Genomic DNA, 18182 nt, shown 5'->3' with positions numbered 1-18182 from the left:
GTGTTGGTACAGCAGGGGGCGATCAATTCGCCTCTAGAAGGGGATCGAGCGCACGCACATGCTCGACTTGCCAGCCAAGCGGAACCACGTCCCCGACGGCGAGCCCGGGATCGAGCTCGGCAATCGGTTGTTTCACGAAGAAGTCTTTCTTGCCGCAGACTTCCAGGCGAACCCGGACGTGGTCGCCCAGATAGATGAATTCCGCCACCCTCCCTGAAAAGCGGTTGACACATTGTTCGCTTGCGCCGTTGAGGCTCACCCGCTCCGGGCGGATAGACAGCGTCACCGGTTCGCCGGGCTTACCGACGTTCACCGCCAGCGCTTCGACTTTTTCACCGCGCCCCAGCTCTACCAGGCAACGATCGCCGGTTTGGCTGTGCAGGCGGCCGTTGAGACGGTTGTTCTCGCCGATGAAGTTGGCGACGAAGGTGTTTTTCGGCTCTTCATAGAGTGTGCGCGGCGAAGCAATCTGCTGGATTTCCCCCTGGTGGAACACCGCCACGCGGTCGGACATGGTCAAGGCTTCGCCCTGATCGTGGGTCACGTAAACCACTGTCACGCCAAGGCGCTGATGCAGGTGTTTGATTTCCATCTGCATGTGTTCACGCAGTTGTTTATCCAGCGCGCCGAGCGGCTCGTCCATCAACACCAACTGCGGTTCGAACACCAGCGCCCGGGCCAGGGCCACACGCTGTTGCTGGCCACCGGACAGTTGCGCCGGGTAGCGCTGGGCGAAGGTGTCTAGTTGGACCATGCTCAATACCCGCTTGACCCGATCGCTCACGTCGCTCTTGTTCAGGCCGCGCACGGTCAACGGGAACGCCAGGTTCTCGGCGACGGTCATGTGTGGGAACAAGGCGTAGTTCTGGAACACCATGCCAATGTCACGCTTGTGAGGCGGCACGTTGTTGATCGAGCGCCCAGCCAGCTGGATTTCACCGGCAGTGGGGGTTTCAAACCCGGCGAGCATCATCAGGCTGGTGGTCTTGCCGGAGCCGGACGGCCCGAGCAGGGTCAGGAATTCGCCTTTACGAATGTCCAGGTTGAGGTCTTTGACGATCAGGTTCTCGCCGTCGTAGCTCTTTTGCACACCACGAAAGCTGACCAGCACATCACTGGCCCCCGCGTTTGAATCGACCTGGCTCATACCCGCACCTTTTGTATTGATGACTGCTTGTGAATCAAGCCTAGTGGAGCCTGGGGCCCACGCAAATCGGGACGCAGGAGAGAATCGCCTCAGCCGGGTGGAAGAGTCGGGGTAGGGATTGCCCTACAAGGATGGCGGGATTGGATAAGGGCAGTGATGAGTTTGGGAGCGGCAAGCGGCAAGCGTGGGCAAAAGCGGTTTCGAGGCGTGTCGCAAATGGATACGTCGGCGTATTCCCCACCAGGGCATTGTGGTGAGGCTTAGAGCAGTTTGTGCTCCATCGCGTATTTCACCAGTTCCGCCAACGAAGTGATGTTGAGCTTCTGCATCAGCCGCGCCTTGTGAGTGCTGATGGTTTTGCTGCTCAGGGCCAGTTGCTGAGCAATGTCGTTGACGTTGGCGCCTTGGGCCAGGCGCTCGAAAACCGAGAATTCGCGCTCGGACAGCAACGAGTGCAGCGGGCGGGAGTCGGTCAGGCCGACTTCGAAGACCATGCGGTCGGCCAGGTCCGGATCGATGTAACGCCCGCCGGCCGCGACCTTGCGAATCGCCATCAGCAGCAAGGCCGGGTCGCTGTCCTTGGTCGCGTAGCCGGCGGCACCGACCTTCAGCGCACGCGCCGCCATTTGCGCCTCGTCGTGCATCGATAACACCAGAATGGCCGGTGGGTTATTCAGCGCACGGATCCGCGGGATTGCCTCCAGGCCATTGACCCCCGGCATGGAAATATCCAGCAGCACCACTTCACAGGGCAAATGCCGCAGGGTCTCGAGCAACTGCTCGCCATTGCTCGCCTCCCCCACCACCACCAGATCCTTCGCCAGGCCGATCAATTGCTTGATGCCTTCACGGACGATGGTGTGGTCTTCGGCTACCAGTACACGGATCACGTTTTTCTCCAGATTTAAAATCTCATCGCGAGCAAGCTCGCTCCCACAGGTTTTGTGCACACATCAATCAATGTGGAAGCGAGTCTGCTCGCGATAGGGCCAGCCCAGACAACCCAAAACCTTCAGGCATCACCCAAAGGCACCCGCACCGCCAGGGTAGTGCCCTCCCCCGGCTCACTTTCCAGCGACAACTGCCCGCCCATGATCAGCACCCGCTCACGCATGCCGACCACGCCAAAGGACGTCGGCCGGCCCGTAGGGGCGATAAAGCCTACACCGTCGTCGCTGACGGTCAGACACAATTCGTCGCCTTCCTGCACCAGCGTCAGCTCCACAGTATGCGCCTGGGCATGGCGCATCACATTGGTCAGTGCCTCCTGGAGAATCCGGAACAGGCCGATGGCCTTGGCGTCGCTCAAGGTCGGCAGATTGTCCGGCACCTGCACCAGGCACGGGATCTGAGTACGCGCCTCAAAGCGCCGGGCCTGCCATTCGATGGCCGAGGCGATGCCCGCATCAAGGATCGGCGGACGCAATGCCGTCGCCACGTCCCGCACCAGCTGGAACAGCTGGGCAATCAGGCGCTTCATGCTGTTGAGCCGCTCCTGCAGGCCCGGGTCGAGTTGCGCGTAGGCCAGCTCGCACATGGACGTTTCAAGCTTCAACACCGTCAGCATCTGACCCAGCTCGTCATGGACTTCCCGGGCGATGCGCGCCTTTTCCTCTTCCCGCACACTCTCCAGGTGCGCCGACAATTCGCGCAGCTGTTCCCTGGAGCTGGCCAGCTCCAGTTCGATGCGTTTGCTTTCGGTGATGTCCCAGACAATGCCGTCCCAGACGTAGGTGCCGTCCTCGAGACGACGGGTGATCGCCTTGATCTCGGCCCAACGCTCCCGTCCTTCGCGGGTCAGGATGCGGCCCTGCCACGACCAGTCGCTGTCGCTGTCCAGCGCCTGGTCCTGGGTACGGTGGTAACCGGCCTTGTCGTCCGGGTGCACCAGGCTGCGCAGGCCGGTGTCGCTGCGGGTCAGGGTCGCGGGGGAATAACCCACCAGGCTTTCGCTGCCTTCACTGATGTAGGCAAAGTCGATCTGGCCGGTCACCGGTGCCCGCTCCAGGCGAAAGACCAGGCCCGGCACGTTGGCGGCGATGCCCTGCAACCGCGCCTCGCTTTCGCGCAACGCCGCCAGCGCACGACGGCGCTCGGTCACGTCGTTGAGGTAGACCACCAGGTATTCGGCGTCGCGAAAACGCAGAAAACTCAAGGAAACATCGGCCGGCAGGATGCTTCCATCGGCCCGCACACATTCGGTTTCGAAACTCTGCGGCCCGTCTTCACTGGCCCGGGCGCGCTTCCACAGGTTCAACCAGCGATCCATGTGCAGGCCCGGCTCGAAGTCGATCAAGGGCCGGTCAATGATCGCGCCCGGTGCATAGCCGAGCATGGTTTCGGCCGCGTGGTTGGCGTAGCGCACATGGCTGTCCCAGTTGACCCAGAGGATGCCGACGGTGCTTTGATCAATGGAAAACTGCGTCAGGCGCAAGGCCTCTTCGCTGGCAGCACGCTGGACGATGTCCGCGCGCGCGGCGCGCAGGCGACGTTCCAGTGCCCGCTGCTGGCGGCGCTGCCAGAACACGATGGCCACGCTGCTTAGCAGCAAGGCCAGCATCAACAGGGTCAGGTTCTGCCAAAAGCCCGGGGTCTCGGTCAGGCGCGGATATTTGGGTTTGAGCCAGCGGCTGTGCAACTGCTCCAGGTCTTTGGCCGGGATCGCCTGCAAACCGCTCTCGATGATCCCGGCCAGCGCCGGCCAGTCCCGCCGCGTGGCGACCCGCAACAGCTGCGGCAAGCCGATGTCGCCCACCACCACCAGCCCGGCGAATTCCGGTTCAACCATCAGCCGCCCCAACTGCGCCTCGTCGACCACGGCGTAACGGGCCTGCTGGCTCAGCAGCAATTGCAGCGCCTCTCGCTCCATCGGCACGCCTTGCAGATTCAGCATCGGGAAATTGCTACGCAGATAGTCAGCCGTGGCACTGGGCATGCGCACCGCAACCCGGACCTGGGCATCGAGCTTTTCCAACTCCACGCCTTGCGCGCCCTTCTGCTCGCCGACGATCAATTGCGGCACGCGCATGTAAGGGTCGGAAAACTGCCAGAGCCTGAGCCCGACCGGGGTCTGGGTCAGGCCCGGAGCGACATCCACTTCGCCGTCGCGCACCGCCGCTTCCAATTGCGCCACATCCTGAAAGTTTCGCCAGGTCAGCTCGACCTTCAACGCCTTGCCCAGCCATTGCATCAACTCGACATTGGTGCCGGACAAACGCTGCAGGCGCCGGTCGTATTGCGCATAGGGCGCCTGCAATACCAGGCCGACACGCAATTGCGGGTGTTGCACCAGCCACTGGCGCTGCTCTGCATTCAATTGCACCCCATGCGTCGAGGGCGCGGGCGCGGCCCACGCCATCAAGGGAAGCCATAAACAGCCGATAACCCACAGGCAGCAAAAACGCATATCGAAGTCTCATGCACTGACAAATACTGACCAACCCATTAGGCTGCCGGAAATACTTCTGGTCCTGGAATATCCGATGCCCTTTGTTTACCGCCTGGCATTGCCAGCATTGTGCCTGTCGCTGATCCTGCCGAGTGCCTTTTCTGTACAGGCCAGCGAACCCGCGCCCGCCGAGGCACAGAAACCGGCCGAGGAAAAATCACCCGAGCGCCAGCCTTTGCTTGAGCGTAGCCAGGAAGAAGCGACGGCACTTGAACGACAAATCCCGGCCCAGGAACAACAACAGTTGCAAACGGGCAGCGACACTTTCCTGGCCCTCTGGAAACCGGCCAATACCAGCGACCCCAAGGGCGCGGTCATCATAATCCCCGGCGCCGGCGAAACGGCTGACTGGCCTCAAGCGATTGGCCCGTTGCGCAAAAAATTGCCCGACGTCGAATGGAGCAGTCTGAGTATCACCCTGCCGGACCTGCAAAGCGACGTCATCGCACCGCGCGAGGTGCAGGCACCACCCGAAACAAAACCGGCTGACACGGCTGCCGCAGCCCCGGACGCCACGACCGCAGCCCCGATCGAACAGGTTGCAGGGGGCGAAGCCGATGCGGCGGACCCGGCCGTTGCCGAAACCTTCGAAGAACACACCCGGGCCGACGCCGAACGTATCTTCGCGCGCATCGATGCGGCACTGGCCTACGCCGAACAGCAGAGCGCCCGCCGCATTGTGCTGCTGGGCCACGGCACCGGCGCCTACTGGGCGGCGCGTTACCTGAATGAAAAGCAGCCTTCGCAAATCGAGCGTTTCGTGATGGTCGCCGCGCAAAGCCCGGTTGCCGCCAAGCCCGGCCTGGCCGAGCTGACCCCAACCTTGAAACTGCCGACCGCCGACTTCTTCTATACGGACAAACTGCTGGACCGCAACGCCGCGCTGGAGCGCTTGCAGGCGAGCAAACGCTTGAAAGACTCGGCCTTCAGCCAGATCTCCCTCAAGGCTTTGCCGAACTTATCGGCGGAGCAGGAACAGCTGTTCCGTCGAGTTCGGGGTTGGTTGAGCCCGCAGAAACCGGGGGAGTGAGGGTTACCGCAGACCTCAGGCCAAACACAAAAAGTGGCGAGGGGATTTATCCCCTCGCCACACCTATCGAAAATCCCGCCGCTCCCGAATCAACCGAAAAGCGTTATGCAGCTCCCGGGTTTTGTCGGTGGCCTCACGCACCTGCAAAGGCGTTGCTCCGCTGCCGGCAATTTTGTCTGGGTGGTGCCGGCTGAGCAGGCGTCGATAGGCCCGTTTGATCTGCGACGGCTCACTGGTCGCCGAAACACCCAGCATGCGCAACGCCTCCTGATAGGTCATGCCACTGCTGGGCTGTGACAATTTATGGGGTTCGTAATCAGCCGCCAGCGCCTGGACCTGTTGCGGTGTCCAGCCCAACCACTTGCCCCACTGGGCAATCAACTCGCGCTCGCCTACGCCTGCGCGACCATCGGCCCAGACCATCCGCCAGCACGCCCGCAGCACGCCTTCAGCCGCGTAAGGCTGAGCGCTGAGACGACGCAGGTAACTGCGCAAGCGGTCGTTCCCGGACTTACCTCGGTTGAACGCAGCGATGGCCCGGCGTTGCGCCGGCTCGCTCAGGTCCAGCGCGCGCATCTCCTGACGAGCCTGCTGGATGTGGCCATCAACCACACGCCCATCGATTTTCGCCAGCCGCCCCAGCAAGACAAACAACAATTCATCGTTGCGCAATGCCGGTCGACCACCCAGACGCTCACGTACCTGCGCCCAACCCTGCAGGTTCAGGCGCCGATCCAGCGCCTGCCCTAACAACGCCCCCAGCATGGCCCCCGGAATGCTGGCTATTGCAAAGCCCGCTCCGGCTCCAATCAGAGTCCCTGGCCACCACATATCACTAGCTCGCTTCTATCAAGGTTTCGACTTGCGCCAGACGTTCATGGGTGCCGACATCCACCCAGTGCCCTTCCAGGTGCTCGCCGCTGACTCGCCCCTCGGCCATGGCCTTGCGCAACAGCGTTACGAGTTTGAACGTGCCGTCCGAGCAACCGTCGAACAGCCGCGGGTGCAGGACGGCGATGCCGCTATAAGTCAGTTTGTCGGCAGCCGGCGCCCCATCGTGAACCTTTCCGTCGGCCAGGATGAAATCGCCGCCCGGGTGATGCTCGGGATTATCCACCAGCACCAGATGAGCCAGCCCCTCGATCGGCCGACGCAAGGCACTGAAGTCGTAATCGGTCCAGATGTCGCCATTGACCACCACGAATGCTTCATCGCCCAGCAGCGCCAAGGCGCGGAAAATTCCGCCGCCGGTTTCCAACGGCTCACCTTCCGGCGAGAAGTGAATGCTCACGCCAAAGCGCGAACCGTCTCCCAGGTGATCTTCGATCTGCTGACCGAGCCAGGCGTGGTTGATCACGATATCGGTAAACCCGGCCTTGGCCAGGGCCCGCAGGTGGTATTCGATCAAGGGAACACCGCCGACTCGAATCAACGGCTTGGGGGTGGTGAGGGTCAGGGGGCGCATTCGCTCACCCTTGCCCGCCGCCAGGATCATCGCTTTCATGCAGTCGCTCCAGCCGGTTGACGCAGGCTGACAAGCAGCTCCTCCAGCGGCGCCAGTTCAGGGCGACGGGCGATGACCGCTTCTATATAAGCAAAGAAGCGCGGCACGTCGCCCAGGTAACGCGGTTTACCGTCGCGGTGGCAAATGCGCGCGAAGATCCCGATGACCTTGAGATGGCGTTGCACGCCCATCAAGTCGCTGGCCCGCAGGAAGTCTTCGACATCCGGCTGGACCGGAATGCCGAGCGCACCGGCCTGCTGCCAGTAATCCTTGAGCCAGCCGCCCACACGCTCCTCGGGCCAACTGAGGAAGGCGTCCTTGAACAGGCAGGTCACGTCGTAGGTGACAGGACCATAGACCGCATCCTGAAAATCCAGCACGCCGGGGTTCGGTTCACTGAGCATCAGGTTGCGTGGCATGTAATCGCGGTGCACCAGCACTTTTGGCTGGGCCAGGGCGCTATCGATCAGCAGGTCGCTGGCCTGTTGCCAGAGCTGTTGCTGCTGCGCATCAAATTCGATACCCAGCTCATGCTTGACGTACCACTCGGGAAACAATTCCAGCTCACGACGCAGCAACGCGACGTCGTAGCTGGGCAGCGGCGCCACCATCGGCAATTGCTGAAAAGCCAGCAGAGCCTGAAGGGCATCGCGGAATAAATCGTCGGCATTTTCGCCGTTGATCACGTCCAGATAGGTCTGGTTGCCCAGGTCATTGAGCAAAAGAAAGCCCCGTTCGAGGTCTTCGGCATAAATTTTCGGCACGTTAATGCCAGATTTCGCCAGCAAAAAAGCAATGTCCACGAAGGGTTTGCAGTTTTCCTGGGGCGGTGGCGCGTCCATCACGATAAAACTGCGGCCCTCGCCTTCCCAGCGAAAATAACGCCGGAAACTCGCGTCGCTACTGGCCGCGGTCAACGTGGCCGGGGGTACGGCGCCCCAACCCTGTTGGGTAAAAAGGATCGGCAGCTGCTCATCGAGCCAAACTTTCAGGTGTTGCAAGCGTACATCTTGGTCGGGCATTGCAAGGGTCTCCGACGGCGCTAGCCGTCAAGCGGGTCATGCTTTATTATCCAGCATCTTTTTCAGACCATCGAGAGGCGTGCGGCCCACACCGCGGGCAGATGGCACGCAGGAAGCCCGGACTAATAAGATGGCATTGAAATCCCCCGCGTTTCGTAAAAAATTTCCGTTGCTGGTCACCGGCAGTTTGCTGGCCCTGCAACCCCTGGCCTCTTCATTCGTCGTCGCGGCTGAGCAGTATGACTGCTCCGTCTCCGCTTCGGGTGCTTGGGACTGTGCGCCCAAGACACCGGCCGCTGCATTGCCGCCGCGTCCTGTGCACGATGGCAGCGCGGTTTCCGCCAGCGGCGACGCCCCGGCCGATACCGGCTCGGGCGAAGCCGTCGGCGACAAGCCGATGCTCGTCACCGAAGCCAAGGGCCGCGGCCTGAAGTCGCGCAGTGCAGACTACAGTCACCTGGACTGGGTTCCGCGCGCGAACCTCACGCCTGCACAATTGGCTGAAACCGGTCCTTACTGCTCTGGTTCCTATATCGAACCGACTCGTCCTGGCATGAATGACAAGACGAATAAAAGTGACGCGCCGACCTTCATCGGTGCCAAGGCGTCGCGCTACCAGCAGGAAGACCAGGTGGCAACCCTGGCCGGCGATGTGGTCATGCGCCAGGGCAGCATGCAGGTCGAGGCCGACGAAGCCAGCCTGTACCAGGCCGAAAACCGTGGTGAGCTGAACGGCAATGTACGGGTTCGCGACAACGGTGCACTGATCGTCGGCGACCACGCCGATGTTCAGTTGGACACCGGTGAAGCCAAGGTCGACAACGCCGAATACGTGATGCACAAATCGCGTATCCGCGGTAGCGCGCTATACGCCCGACGCGCTGAAAACGCGATCATCCGCCTCAAGGATGGTACGTACACCACGTGCGAACCAAACAGCAACGCCTGGACGCTCAAGGGCAACAACATCACCCTGAACCCGGCCACTGGCTTCGGCACCGCGACCAACGCGACGCTGCGGGTCAAGGACATCCCAGTCCTGTACACGCCGTACATCTATTTCCCGATCGACGACCGTCGCCAGTCCGGCTTCCTGCCGCCGACCATCGGCACCGGCAGCGATACCGGCTTTTTGCTGGTCACCCCGTACTACTTCAACCTGGCGCCGAACTACGACGCCACGTTGTACCCGCGCTACATGAGCAAGCGCGGTCTGTTGATGGAAGGCGAATTCCGCTACCTGACCAAGTCCAGCGAAGGTCAGTTCGGTGCCGCGTACCTCAACGATGAGGACGACGACCGCAGCAAGCAGACCGACTACAGCAAGACCCGCTACATGTACAACTGGCAGCACAAGGGCGGCTTGGATTCGCGTGTGCTGACGGAAGTCGACTACACCAAGATCAGCGATCCGTATTATTTCCAGGATTTGAAGACCGATCAGATCGGTGTCGAATCCAGGGACTTCGTGAACCAGCAGGGTGCGGTCAGCTATCGCGGGGACAACTACACGGCGCGGCTGAATGTCCAGGCGTATCAGTTGGCGACGATCTCGAACACTACGCCATATAACCGCCTGCCGCAGATCACCTTTAACGGTGCGCTGCCGGAGCATCCGTTTGGTCTGGATTTCGCTTACCAAACAGAACTGGTGCGGTTTGAACGCGATCTGCGAACTGGCGACTATAGCGATGAAAATGGGAACACGTCCGCGTTTCTCGACACCAACGTCAAGGGCTTGGCTCGGGCTAACGGTGATCGCTTAAATCTGGCACCGGTTGTCAGTCTGCCGATGGAAGCAACCTACGGCTATATCAAGCCGGCGCTTAAATACCAGTACACCCGGTACGACCTGGATCTCGATAATCAGGGCAAAACCGACATTGCCGGTCAGAACGCCGAAGGCGACCGTCTGAACGGCACCTACAGCAGCACCCAAAGCCGCGGCATTCCAATCGCCAGCATCGACAGCGGCCTGTATTTCGATCGCAACACCCAATGGTTCGGCACCAACTATCGCCAAACCCTGGAACCACGCCTGTTCTATCTCTATGTGCCTTATAAAGATCAGAGCGACATTCCAATCTTCGACAGCAGCGAAAGCACCTTCAACTATTCCTCGCTGTTCCGGGACAACCGCTTCAGCGGTTCCGACCGTGTTGGCGACGAGAACAAGCTGTCCCTGGGCGTGACCAACCGCTGGATCGAAGATAACGGCTTCGAACGTCAACGCATCAGCATCGGCCAAGCGCTGTACTTCAAGGACCGTGAAGTTCAACTGCCCGGTATCGACGCCAAGACGCGCGCCGACGCTCAGTCCAGTGTTTCGCCTTACGCGCTGGAATACGAATACCGCTGGAACCGCGACTGGCGCACCACCGCCGACTACAACTGGGACCCGGACACCCACAGCCCTCGCTCGGGCAGCGCAATGTTCCACTACCAGCCGGAAAACAACCCGAACAAGGTCATCAACGCCGGTTATCGCTATCGCAACGACCAGGTCCGTTACGATCAGAGCACCGGCACATGGGAAGTGGGCAGCGACTACGGCACGCCGGGTACAGCTGGCTACGTGAAGGACTACTACAAGATCGTACAGCACGACTTCTCGGTCATCTGGCCGATCGTGCCGCAGTGGAACGCAATCAGCCGCTGGCAGTATGACTACAACCGCAACCGTACCCTGGAAGCCTTCGGTGGTTTCGAATACGACAACTGCTGCTGGAAACTGCGCCTGATCAACCGTTACTGGGTCGACTATGAAGATAACAGTCAAGACGCCCCGCAAAACGAAAAAGGCGACCACGGCATCTTCCTCCAAATTGTTCTGAAGGGACTCGGCGGCCTCACTGGCGCCAAGGTAGAGAGCTTCCTCGACAAAGGCATTCAAGGTTATCGTGAACGTGAAGACCAAGCTTTCTGATTGTCTGCGCCCGCTGATGCTGGGCGCGTTGTTCCTGGGTACCGCAGCCAACGCCGCGGTTCAGTCCATCGATAAAGTGGTGGCCATCGTCGACAACGACGTGGTCATGCAGAGCCAGCTGGACCAGCGCGTCCATGAGGTGCAGCAAACCATCGCCAAGCGCGGTGGCAGCCTGCCGCCAGCGGGTGTACTGGATCAGCAGGTGCTCGAACGCCTGATCGTCGAAAACCTGCAGTTGCAGATCGGCGACCGCTCCGGCATTCGCATCACCGATGAAGAACTGAACCAGGCTGTCGGCACCATTGCCCAGCGCAACAACATGTCTGTCGACCAGTTCCGCGCCGCCCTGGCTCGTGATGGCCTCTCTTATGAGGACGCCCGCGATCAGATCCGCCGTGAGATGATCATCAGTCGTGTGCGCCAGCGCCGCGTGGCCGAACGCATCCAGGTGTCCGAGCAGGAAGTGAAGAACTTCCTCGCCTCCGACCTGGGCAAGGCGCAGCTTTCCGAAGAACTGCACCTGGCAAACATCCTGGTTCCTACGCCGGAAAGCGCCAACTCTGAAGCCATTCAGAGTGCTTACCGTCAGGCGATGGAGATCTACCAGCAGCTCAAGCAGGGCGCCGACTTCAATCAGATGGCCATCGCCAAGTCTGCCAGCGACAACGCGCTGGAAGGCGGCGACATGGGCTGGCGTAAAGCCGCTCAATTGCCACCTCCGTTCGATCGCGAACTGAGCACCATGGCCGTTGGCGACATCACCGAGCCAGCCCGCACGCCTGGCGGCTTCATCATATTGAAGCTGCTGGAGAAACGCGGCGGCGCAACCCAGGTGCGTGATGAAGTGCATGTTCGCCATATCCTGATCAAGCCAAGTGAAATCCGCAGCGAAGCCGAGACCAAGCGTCTGGCGGAGAAAATCTACGACCGCATCGAAGCGGGCGAAGACTTCGCCGAACTGGCCAAGAGCTACTCGGAAGACCCGGGGTCGGCCCTTAACGGCGGCGACCTGAACTGGGTTGACCCGAATGCACTGGTGCCTGAGTTCCGTCAGGTCATGGCTCAAACGCCTCAGGGCGAGCTGTCCAAGCCGTTCAAGAGCCCTTATGGCTGGCACGTACTGGAAGTCCTTGGCCGCCGCGCCACCGACAGCACCACCCAGGCCCGTGAGCAACAGGCGATGACCGTCTTGCGTAACCGCAAATACGACGAAGAGCTGCAAACCTGGCTGCGTCAGATTCGCGACGAAGCCTACGTCGAAATCAAACTCCCTGGTGCAGACCAGGCAGCGCAGTGAAACCCAAGCGTTTCGCGCTGACACCCGGCGAGCCTGCTGGCATTGGTCCCGACCTGTGCCTGCTGCTCGCCTCGCAACCCCAGCCACATCCCCTGATAGCCATCACCAGCCGCGACCTGCTCCTTGAGCGGGCCGCGCAGCTGGGGGTGGTCGTCGACCTGCTGCCGGTGACACCGAGCGCCTGGCCGGATGTTCCGGCGCCGGCCAATAGCCTGTATGTCTGGGACACCCCGTTGGGCGCCCCGGTCATCACCGGGCAGCTGGACAAGGCCAATGCGGCGTTCGTCCTCCAGACGCTTACCCGCGCCGGCCAGGGCTGCCTGGACGGGGCTTTTGCCGGCATGATCACCGCACCGGTGCACAAGGGCGTGATCAATGAATCGGGGACTGCCTTTTCCGGGCATACCGAATTCCTGGCGGACCTGACCCACACCGAGCAAGTGGTGATGATGCTCGCCACCCATGGCCTGCGTGTGGCGCTGGTGACCACCCACCTGCCCCTGCGGGACATCGCCGACGCCATCACCCCGGAACGCCTTGAGCGAGTCACGCGGATCCTGCATACCGACCTGCAGAAAAAATTCGGCATCGCCCGGCCCCGCATCCTGGTATGCGGGCTCAATCCCCATGCCGGTGAAGGCGGCCACCTGGGCCGTGAAGAAATCGACATCATAGAACCCACATTGGAGCGCTTGCGCAGCGAGGGCATGGACCTGCATGGCCCGCTGCCTGCCGACACTCTGTTTACCCCCAAATATCTGGAGCACTGCGACGCGGTGCTGGCGATGTACCACGACCAGGGCCTGCCCGTGCTGAAGTTCAAAGGCTTTGGCGCGGCCGTCAACGTGACCCTGGGCCTGCCGATCATCCGTACGTCGGTGGACCATGGCACTGCCCTGGACCTGGCCGGCAGCGGCAGGATCGACACCGGCAGCCTGCAAGTCGCGCTGGAAACCGCCTACCAGATGGCCGAGACCCATTTATGACCGAGCAATACCAACACCGTGCGCGCAAGCGCTTCGGCCAGAATTTCCTGCATGACGCCGGCGTGATCGATCGCATCCTGCGCTCCATTCATGCCAAACCCGATGATCGCCTGCTGGAAATCGGCCCGGGCCAGGGCGCCCTGACCGAGGGCCTGCTCAGCAGCGGTGCGCAATTGGACGTGGTGGAGTTGGACAAGGACCTGATTCCGATCCTCAACCAACAATTTGCCGGCATGAGCAATTTCAATCTGCATCAGGGCGACGCGCTGAAGTTCGACTTCAACAGCCTGAACGCCGCGCCGAACAGCCTGCGGGTGGTGGGGAACCTGCCATACAACATTTCCACGCCGTTGATCTTCCACTTGCTGAGTAATGCCGGCCTGATCCGCGACATGCACTTCATGCTGCAAAAAGAAGTGGTCGAACGTCTCGCCGCCGGCCCTGGTGGCGGTGATTGGGGTCGCCTGTCGATCATGGTTCAGTACCATTGCCGGGTCGAACACCTGTTCAACGTAGGCCCGGGGGCATTCAACCCGCCGCCGAAAGTCGACTCGGCCATCGTCCGCCTGGTGCCCCATGCGGTCCTGCCGCACCCAGCCAAGGATCATCGCCTGCTGGAGCGCGTGGTACGCGAAGCATTCAACCAGCGCCGCAAAACCCTGCGCAACACCCTGAAACTATTGCTCAGCAGCGCCGAAATCGAAGCCGCTGGCGTCGACGGCAGCCTGCGCCCCGAGCAGTTGGACCTGGCCGCTTTCGTGCGCCTGGCCGACAAGCTCAGCGAACAGGTCGTGCCAAAAGCCGACGCCAGCTGACCGCAGAAGATTGCTATCGGGTGGGACTCTGGTTTACTACCCGATACTTGGCCTAGACTGATCCCATCAGCTACGCCCGCGTCCCGCTTCGCTTTTAAGGCCTTCTTGCATGTCCGATCCTCGTTATCAGGTCGACGTCAGCGTCACCACCCGCTTTCTGGCAGAACAGTCTCAACCCGAGCACAACCGTTTCGCCTTCGCCTACAGCATTACGGTGCACAACAATGGCTCGTTGCCAGCCAGGCTGCTGTCGCGGCACTGGGTCATCACCGACGGCGACGGGCACGTCGAAGAAGTGCGCGGCAAGGGGGTGGTCGGCCAGCAACCGCTGATCGAGGCGGGTAAAAGCCACAGCTACAGCAGCGGAACGGTGATGACCACCACGGTCGGCACCATGCAAGGCACCTACCAGATGCTGGCCCAGGACGGCAAACACTTTGACGCCACCATCAACCCCTTTCGCCTGGCGGTACCCGGAGCCTTGCACTGATGGCCACGTATGCGGTCGGTGATCTGCAAGGTTGCCTCGACCCGCTTAAATGCCTGCTAGAGCGGGTCAGCTTCGACCCGCAGAAGGACACGCTGTGGCTGGTAGGCGACCTGGTCAACCGTGGCCCGCAATCGCTTGAGACCTTGCGTTTTCTCTACAGCATCCGCCAGTCGCTGGTGTGCGTACTCGGCAACCACGACCTGCACCTGCTGGCGGCCTGGCAGAACATTGAGCGCCTGAAAAAATCCGATACCTTGAGCGAAATCCTCAACGCCCCCGATTGCGTCGAGTTGCTGGAATGGCTGCGCCAGCAAAAGCTCATGCACTACGACGAGCAGCGCAACCTGGCGCTGGTTCATGCCGGTATCCCGCCTCAGTGGTCCCTGCGCAAGGCGCTCAAATGCGCCAACGAGGTCGAACAGGCGTTACGCGACGACAACCTGTTCGCCCCCTACCTGGACGGCATGTACGGCAACGAGCCGGTCAAGTGGGACAACGACCTCACCGGCGTCGCTCGCCTTCGCGTCATCACCAACTATTTCACTCGCATGCGTTTCTGCACCCGTGACGGCAAGCTCGATTTCAAGGGCAAGGAAGGCATCGAGACCGCGCCGCCCGGCTATGCCCCCTGGTTCAAGCACAAGGAACGCAAGACCCGTAACCTGAAAGTCATTTTCGGTCACTGGGCGTCGCTGGAAGGCCAATGCGACGAACCCGGGGTCTTCGCCCTCGATACCGGCTGCGTATGGGGCAGCGCAATGACGCTGATGAACATCGACACCGGCGAGCAACTGCGTTGTGATTGCGACGAACAGGGCCACGTCAAACCCCATCATCACCCGACCACTGCATCAGTGCCGGCCGGCCCCGCTCTTTGATCAGCGCTGCGCCTGGCTACAGGAGTCTTCTATGAGCGAATTCAAACGTATCCCCCCAGACCAGGCCCAGGCCTTGCGCGAGCAAGGCGCGGTCGTCGTCGATGTCCGTGACCCGGCCACTTTTGCTGCCCTGCACATCAGTGATTCCAAGCACCTGGACAACCACTCCCTGCATGACTTCATCACCCACGCCGACCTCGACGTCCCGGTCGTGGTCGTGTGTTATCACGGCAACTCCAGCCAGAGCGCAGCCGCCTATCTGGTCAGCCAGGGCTTCACCGACGTCTACAGCCTGGACGGCGGCTTTGAGCTGTGGCGCACGACTTATCCTTCAGAAACAGCGCAAGACGCTCACGAATAATTTTTTAATGTTGCCTGAGCCCACGTGAACCGTGGGCTTGAGCGATGGCAGACGAACGGTCTGCCATAACTTATTACGCATTCCACCTTTATCTCTCCGATTCCGAACTATCCTTAGCCTCAGGCCATCCAAAACAGGGGAGAGCCGGTACACCGGCGCGCGGGTCATCGGGAGTAAGCTTTCAAGAGCCTGCATTCTTGAAAGCATTCTGGGGGGTAAACGGCAGCTGGGTTCCCAGCGGCTGTCCAGCATCGACTGATTGATCCGACACCGGCTCCACGTATCGAGCGAGGTGACGTCATGAGTATTTTTAGCCACTTCCAACAACGTTTCGAGTCCACGCGGCAAGAGGAATACTCGCTGCAGGAATACCTCGAACTCTGCAAACAGGAACGCAGTGCCTACGCATCGGCTGCGGAACGTCTGTTGCTGGCAATCGGAGAACCGGAACTGCTGGATACCTCGGCCAACTCGAGGCTTTCGCGGATTTTTTCCAACAAGGTGATTCGCCGCTATCCGGCCTTTGAAGACTTCCATGGAATGGAAGAATGCATCGACCAGATCGTGTCCTATTTCCGCCACGCCGCCCAAGGCCTGGAAGAGAAGAAGCAAATCCTCTATCTGCTTGGCCCGGTGGGTGGCGGTAAATCGTCCCTGGCCGAAAAGCTCAAGCAACTGATCGAGAAAGTGCCCTTCTACGCCATCAAGGGCTCACCGGTGTTCGAGTCGCCCCTGGGGCTGTTCAACGCCACCGAGGACGGTGCGATCCTCGAAGAAGACTTCGGCATTCCACGACGCTACCTCAATACCATCATGTCGCCATGGGCCACCAAGCGCCTGGCCGAGTTTGGCGGGGACATCAGCCAGTTCCGGGTGGTCAAGCTCTACCCGTCGGTCCTTAACCAGATCGCGGTGGCCAAGACCGAACCGGGGGACGAAAACAACCAGGACATTTCGGCCCTGGTGGGCAAGGTCGATATCCGCAAGCTGGAAGAATTCCCACAGAACGACGCCGACGCTTACAGCTACTCGGGGGCGCTGTGCCGGGCCAACCAGGGCCTGATGGAATTCGTCGAGATGTTCAAGGCACCCATCAAAGTGCTGCACCCCTTGCTGACCGCAACCCAGGAAGGCAACTACAACAGCACCGAGGGCCTGGGGGCGATTCCGTTCACCGGTATCCTGCTGGCCCACTCCAACGAGTCGGAATGGCACACCTTCCGCAACAACAAGAACAACGAAGCCTTCATCGACCGGATCTATATCGTCAAGGTGCCGTACTGCCTGCGCGTCACCGATGAGGTGAAGATCTACGACAAGCTGCTGTTCAACAGCTCGCTGTCCAAGGCCCATTGCGCGCCCGATACGCTGAAGATGCTTGCCCAGTTCACTGTGCTGTCGCGCCTCAAGGAGCCAGAGAACTCCAACATCTATTCGAAGATGCGGGTGTATGACGGTGAAAACCTCAAGGACACCGATCCGAAGGCCAAGTCGATCCAGGAATACCGCGACAACGCGGGGGTCGATGAAGGGATGAACGGCCTGTCCACGCGTTTCGCGTTCAAGATCCTGTCCAAGGTCTTCAACTTCGACCCCCATGAAATCGCCGCCAACCCGGTTCACCTGCTGTACGTGCTGGAACAGCAGATCGAGCAGGAACAGTTCCAGGCGGAAACCCGCGAGCGTTATCTGCGCTTCCTCAAGGAATACCTGGCGCCGCGGTACATCGAATTCATCGGCAAGGAGATCCAGACGGCGTACCTGGAGTCCTACAGCGAGTACGGCCAAAACATCTTCGACCGCTACGTGCTGTACGCGGACTTCTGGATCCAGGATCAGGAATACCGCGATCCGGAAACCGGCGAAATCCTCAACCGGGTGGCGCTCAACGAAGAACTGGAAAAAATCGAGAAACCGGCAGGCATCAGCAATCCGAAGGATTTCCGCAACGAAATCGTCAACTTCGTGTTGCGGGCCCGGGCCAACAACAACGGCAAGAACCCAACTTGGCTCAGCTATGAAAAGCTGCGGGTGGTCATCGAGAAGAAAATGTTCTCCAACACCGAAGACCTACTGCCCGTCATCAGCTTCAATGCCAAGGCCAGCAAGGAGGACCAGCAAAAACACAACGACTTCGTCACACGCATGGTCGAACGTGGCTACACCGACAAACAGGTACGGCTGCTCTCCGAGTGGTATCTGCGGGTCCGGAAATCGCAGTAACGCAGCTGCAAGCTACAAGCTACAAGCTGCAAGAAAAGCGCGTGAGCCCGAGTAT

15 protein-coding genes are annotated in these 18182 nt (G+C 60.7%); 9 read left to right on the top strand and 6 right to left on the bottom strand.

The genetic code is table 11. The features are described 5' to 3' along the window. Nucleotides 1-22: 22 nt before the first annotated feature. The 3 genes from ACA047_RS02845 to ACA047_RS02835 form a co-directional block, all read right to left on the bottom strand. The gene (locus ACA047_RS02845) at nt 23-1147 is read right to left on the bottom strand and encodes an ABC transporter ATP-binding protein (protein WP_497356548.1); all 1125 of its coding nucleotides are present in this window, start codon (nt 1145-1147) and stop codon (nt 23-25) included. A gap of 260 nt (nt 1148-1407) precedes the next feature. After that, on the bottom strand, nt 1408-2037 hold the full coding sequence (locus ACA047_RS02840; RefSeq protein WP_497356546.1) for a response regulator: 630 nt from the start codon (nt 2035-2037) through the stop codon (nt 1408-1410). Between the two features lie 122 nt (nt 2038-2159). Then, nucleotides 2160-4553: a PAS domain-containing sensor histidine kinase gene (locus ACA047_RS02835; protein ID WP_497356544.1), complete on the bottom strand. Its 2394-nt coding sequence runs from the start codon at nt 4551-4553 to the stop codon at nt 2160-2162. Nucleotides 4554-4629: 76 nt separating this feature from the next. On the opposite strand from ACA047_RS02835, the gene ACA047_RS02830 reads away from it, so the two are divergent. Beyond that, nucleotides 4630-5625 carry an alpha/beta hydrolase family protein gene (locus tag ACA047_RS02830; protein WP_497356542.1) on the top strand — a complete coding sequence of 332 codons (996 nt, stop codon included), beginning with the start codon at nt 4630-4632 and terminating at the stop codon, nt 5623-5625. Between the two features lie 63 nt (nt 5626-5688). Here the strand turns inward: ACA047_RS02830 and ACA047_RS02825 are convergent, their stop codons facing one another. Genes ACA047_RS02825 through ACA047_RS02815 form a run of 3 tightly spaced genes read right to left on the bottom strand, consistent with a single transcriptional unit; the run spans nt 5689 to nt 8151 of the window. Further along, on the bottom strand, nt 5689-6456 hold the full coding sequence (locus ACA047_RS02825) for a TerB family tellurite resistance protein (RefSeq protein ID WP_497356540.1): 768 nt from the start codon (nt 6454-6456) through the stop codon (nt 5689-5691). Nucleotides 6457-6460: 4 nt separating this feature from the next. After that, nucleotides 6461-7129 carry an N-acetylmuramate alpha-1-phosphate uridylyltransferase MurU gene (murU, locus tag ACA047_RS02820; protein ID WP_497356538.1) on the bottom strand — a complete coding sequence of 223 codons (669 nt, stop codon included), beginning with the start codon at nt 7127-7129 and terminating at the stop codon, nt 6461-6463. Then, the gene (locus ACA047_RS02815) at nt 7126-8151 is read right to left on the bottom strand and encodes an aminoglycoside phosphotransferase family protein (RefSeq protein ID WP_497356536.1); all 1026 of its coding nucleotides are present in this window, start codon (nt 8149-8151) and stop codon (nt 7126-7128) included. The genes murU and ACA047_RS02815 overlap by 4 nt, the downstream gene beginning before the upstream one ends. Nucleotides 8152-8281: 130 nt before the next feature. Here ACA047_RS02815 and ACA047_RS02810 point away from each other — a divergent pair, with 130 nt between their 5' ends. The 8 genes from ACA047_RS02810 to ACA047_RS02775 all read left to right on the top strand — a co-directional run bounded on the left by ACA047_RS02810 (nt 8282) and on the right by ACA047_RS02775 (nt 18127). Next, entirely contained in the window at nt 8282-11077 is a 2796-nt protein-coding gene (locus tag ACA047_RS02810; protein WP_497356534.1) for an LPS-assembly protein LptD, read from the top strand. Then, nucleotides 11058-12374 (top strand): peptidylprolyl isomerase SurA, encoded by a 1317-nt coding sequence (gene surA / locus ACA047_RS02805; protein ID WP_497356532.1) that lies wholly within the window; start codon nt 11058-11060, stop codon nt 12372-12374. The genes ACA047_RS02810 and surA overlap by 20 nt, the downstream gene beginning before the upstream one ends. After that, on the top strand, nt 12371-13360 hold the full coding sequence (pdxA, locus tag ACA047_RS02800) for a 4-hydroxythreonine-4-phosphate dehydrogenase PdxA (RefSeq protein WP_497356530.1): 990 nt from the start codon (nt 12371-12373) through the stop codon (nt 13358-13360). The genes surA and pdxA overlap by 4 nt, the downstream gene beginning before the upstream one ends. Further along, nucleotides 13357-14175: a 16S rRNA (adenine(1518)-N(6)/adenine(1519)-N(6))-dimethyltransferase RsmA gene (gene rsmA, locus ACA047_RS02795; RefSeq protein ID WP_497356528.1), complete on the top strand. Its 819-nt coding sequence runs from the start codon at nt 13357-13359 to the stop codon at nt 14173-14175. The genes pdxA and rsmA overlap by 4 nt, the downstream gene beginning before the upstream one ends. Nucleotides 14176-14284: 109 nt before the next feature. Beyond that, nucleotides 14285-14665 carry a Co2+/Mg2+ efflux facilitator ApaG/CorD gene (apaG, locus tag ACA047_RS02790; RefSeq protein WP_497356526.1) on the top strand — a complete coding sequence of 127 codons (381 nt, stop codon included), beginning with the start codon at nt 14285-14287 and terminating at the stop codon, nt 14663-14665. Then, nucleotides 14665-15543, top strand: a complete 879-nt coding sequence (locus ACA047_RS02785; protein WP_497356524.1) for a symmetrical bis(5'-nucleosyl)-tetraphosphatase — start codon at nt 14665-14667, stop codon at nt 15541-15543. Before apaG ends, ACA047_RS02785 begins: the two co-directional genes overlap by 1 nt. A gap of 31 nt (nt 15544-15574) precedes the next feature. After that, nucleotides 15575-15904, top strand: coding sequence for a thiosulfate sulfurtransferase GlpE (gene glpE, locus ACA047_RS02780; protein ID WP_497356522.1), 330 nt, complete (start codon nt 15575-15577; stop codon nt 15902-15904). A 300-nt stretch (nt 15905-16204) separates the two neighbouring features. Beyond that, complete coding sequence (locus ACA047_RS02775; RefSeq protein ID WP_497356520.1) at nt 16205-18127, top strand: PrkA family serine protein kinase; 1923 nt, start codon at nt 16205-16207, stop codon at nt 18125-18127. The last annotated feature ends 55 nt before the right edge of the window (nt 18128-18182 follow it).

This window comes from Pseudomonas sp. LBUM1664, from assembly GCF_059695895.1.
Note: the sequence above shows the minus strand (reverse complement) of the source record. Positions and strands in the feature narration are given on the sequence as shown.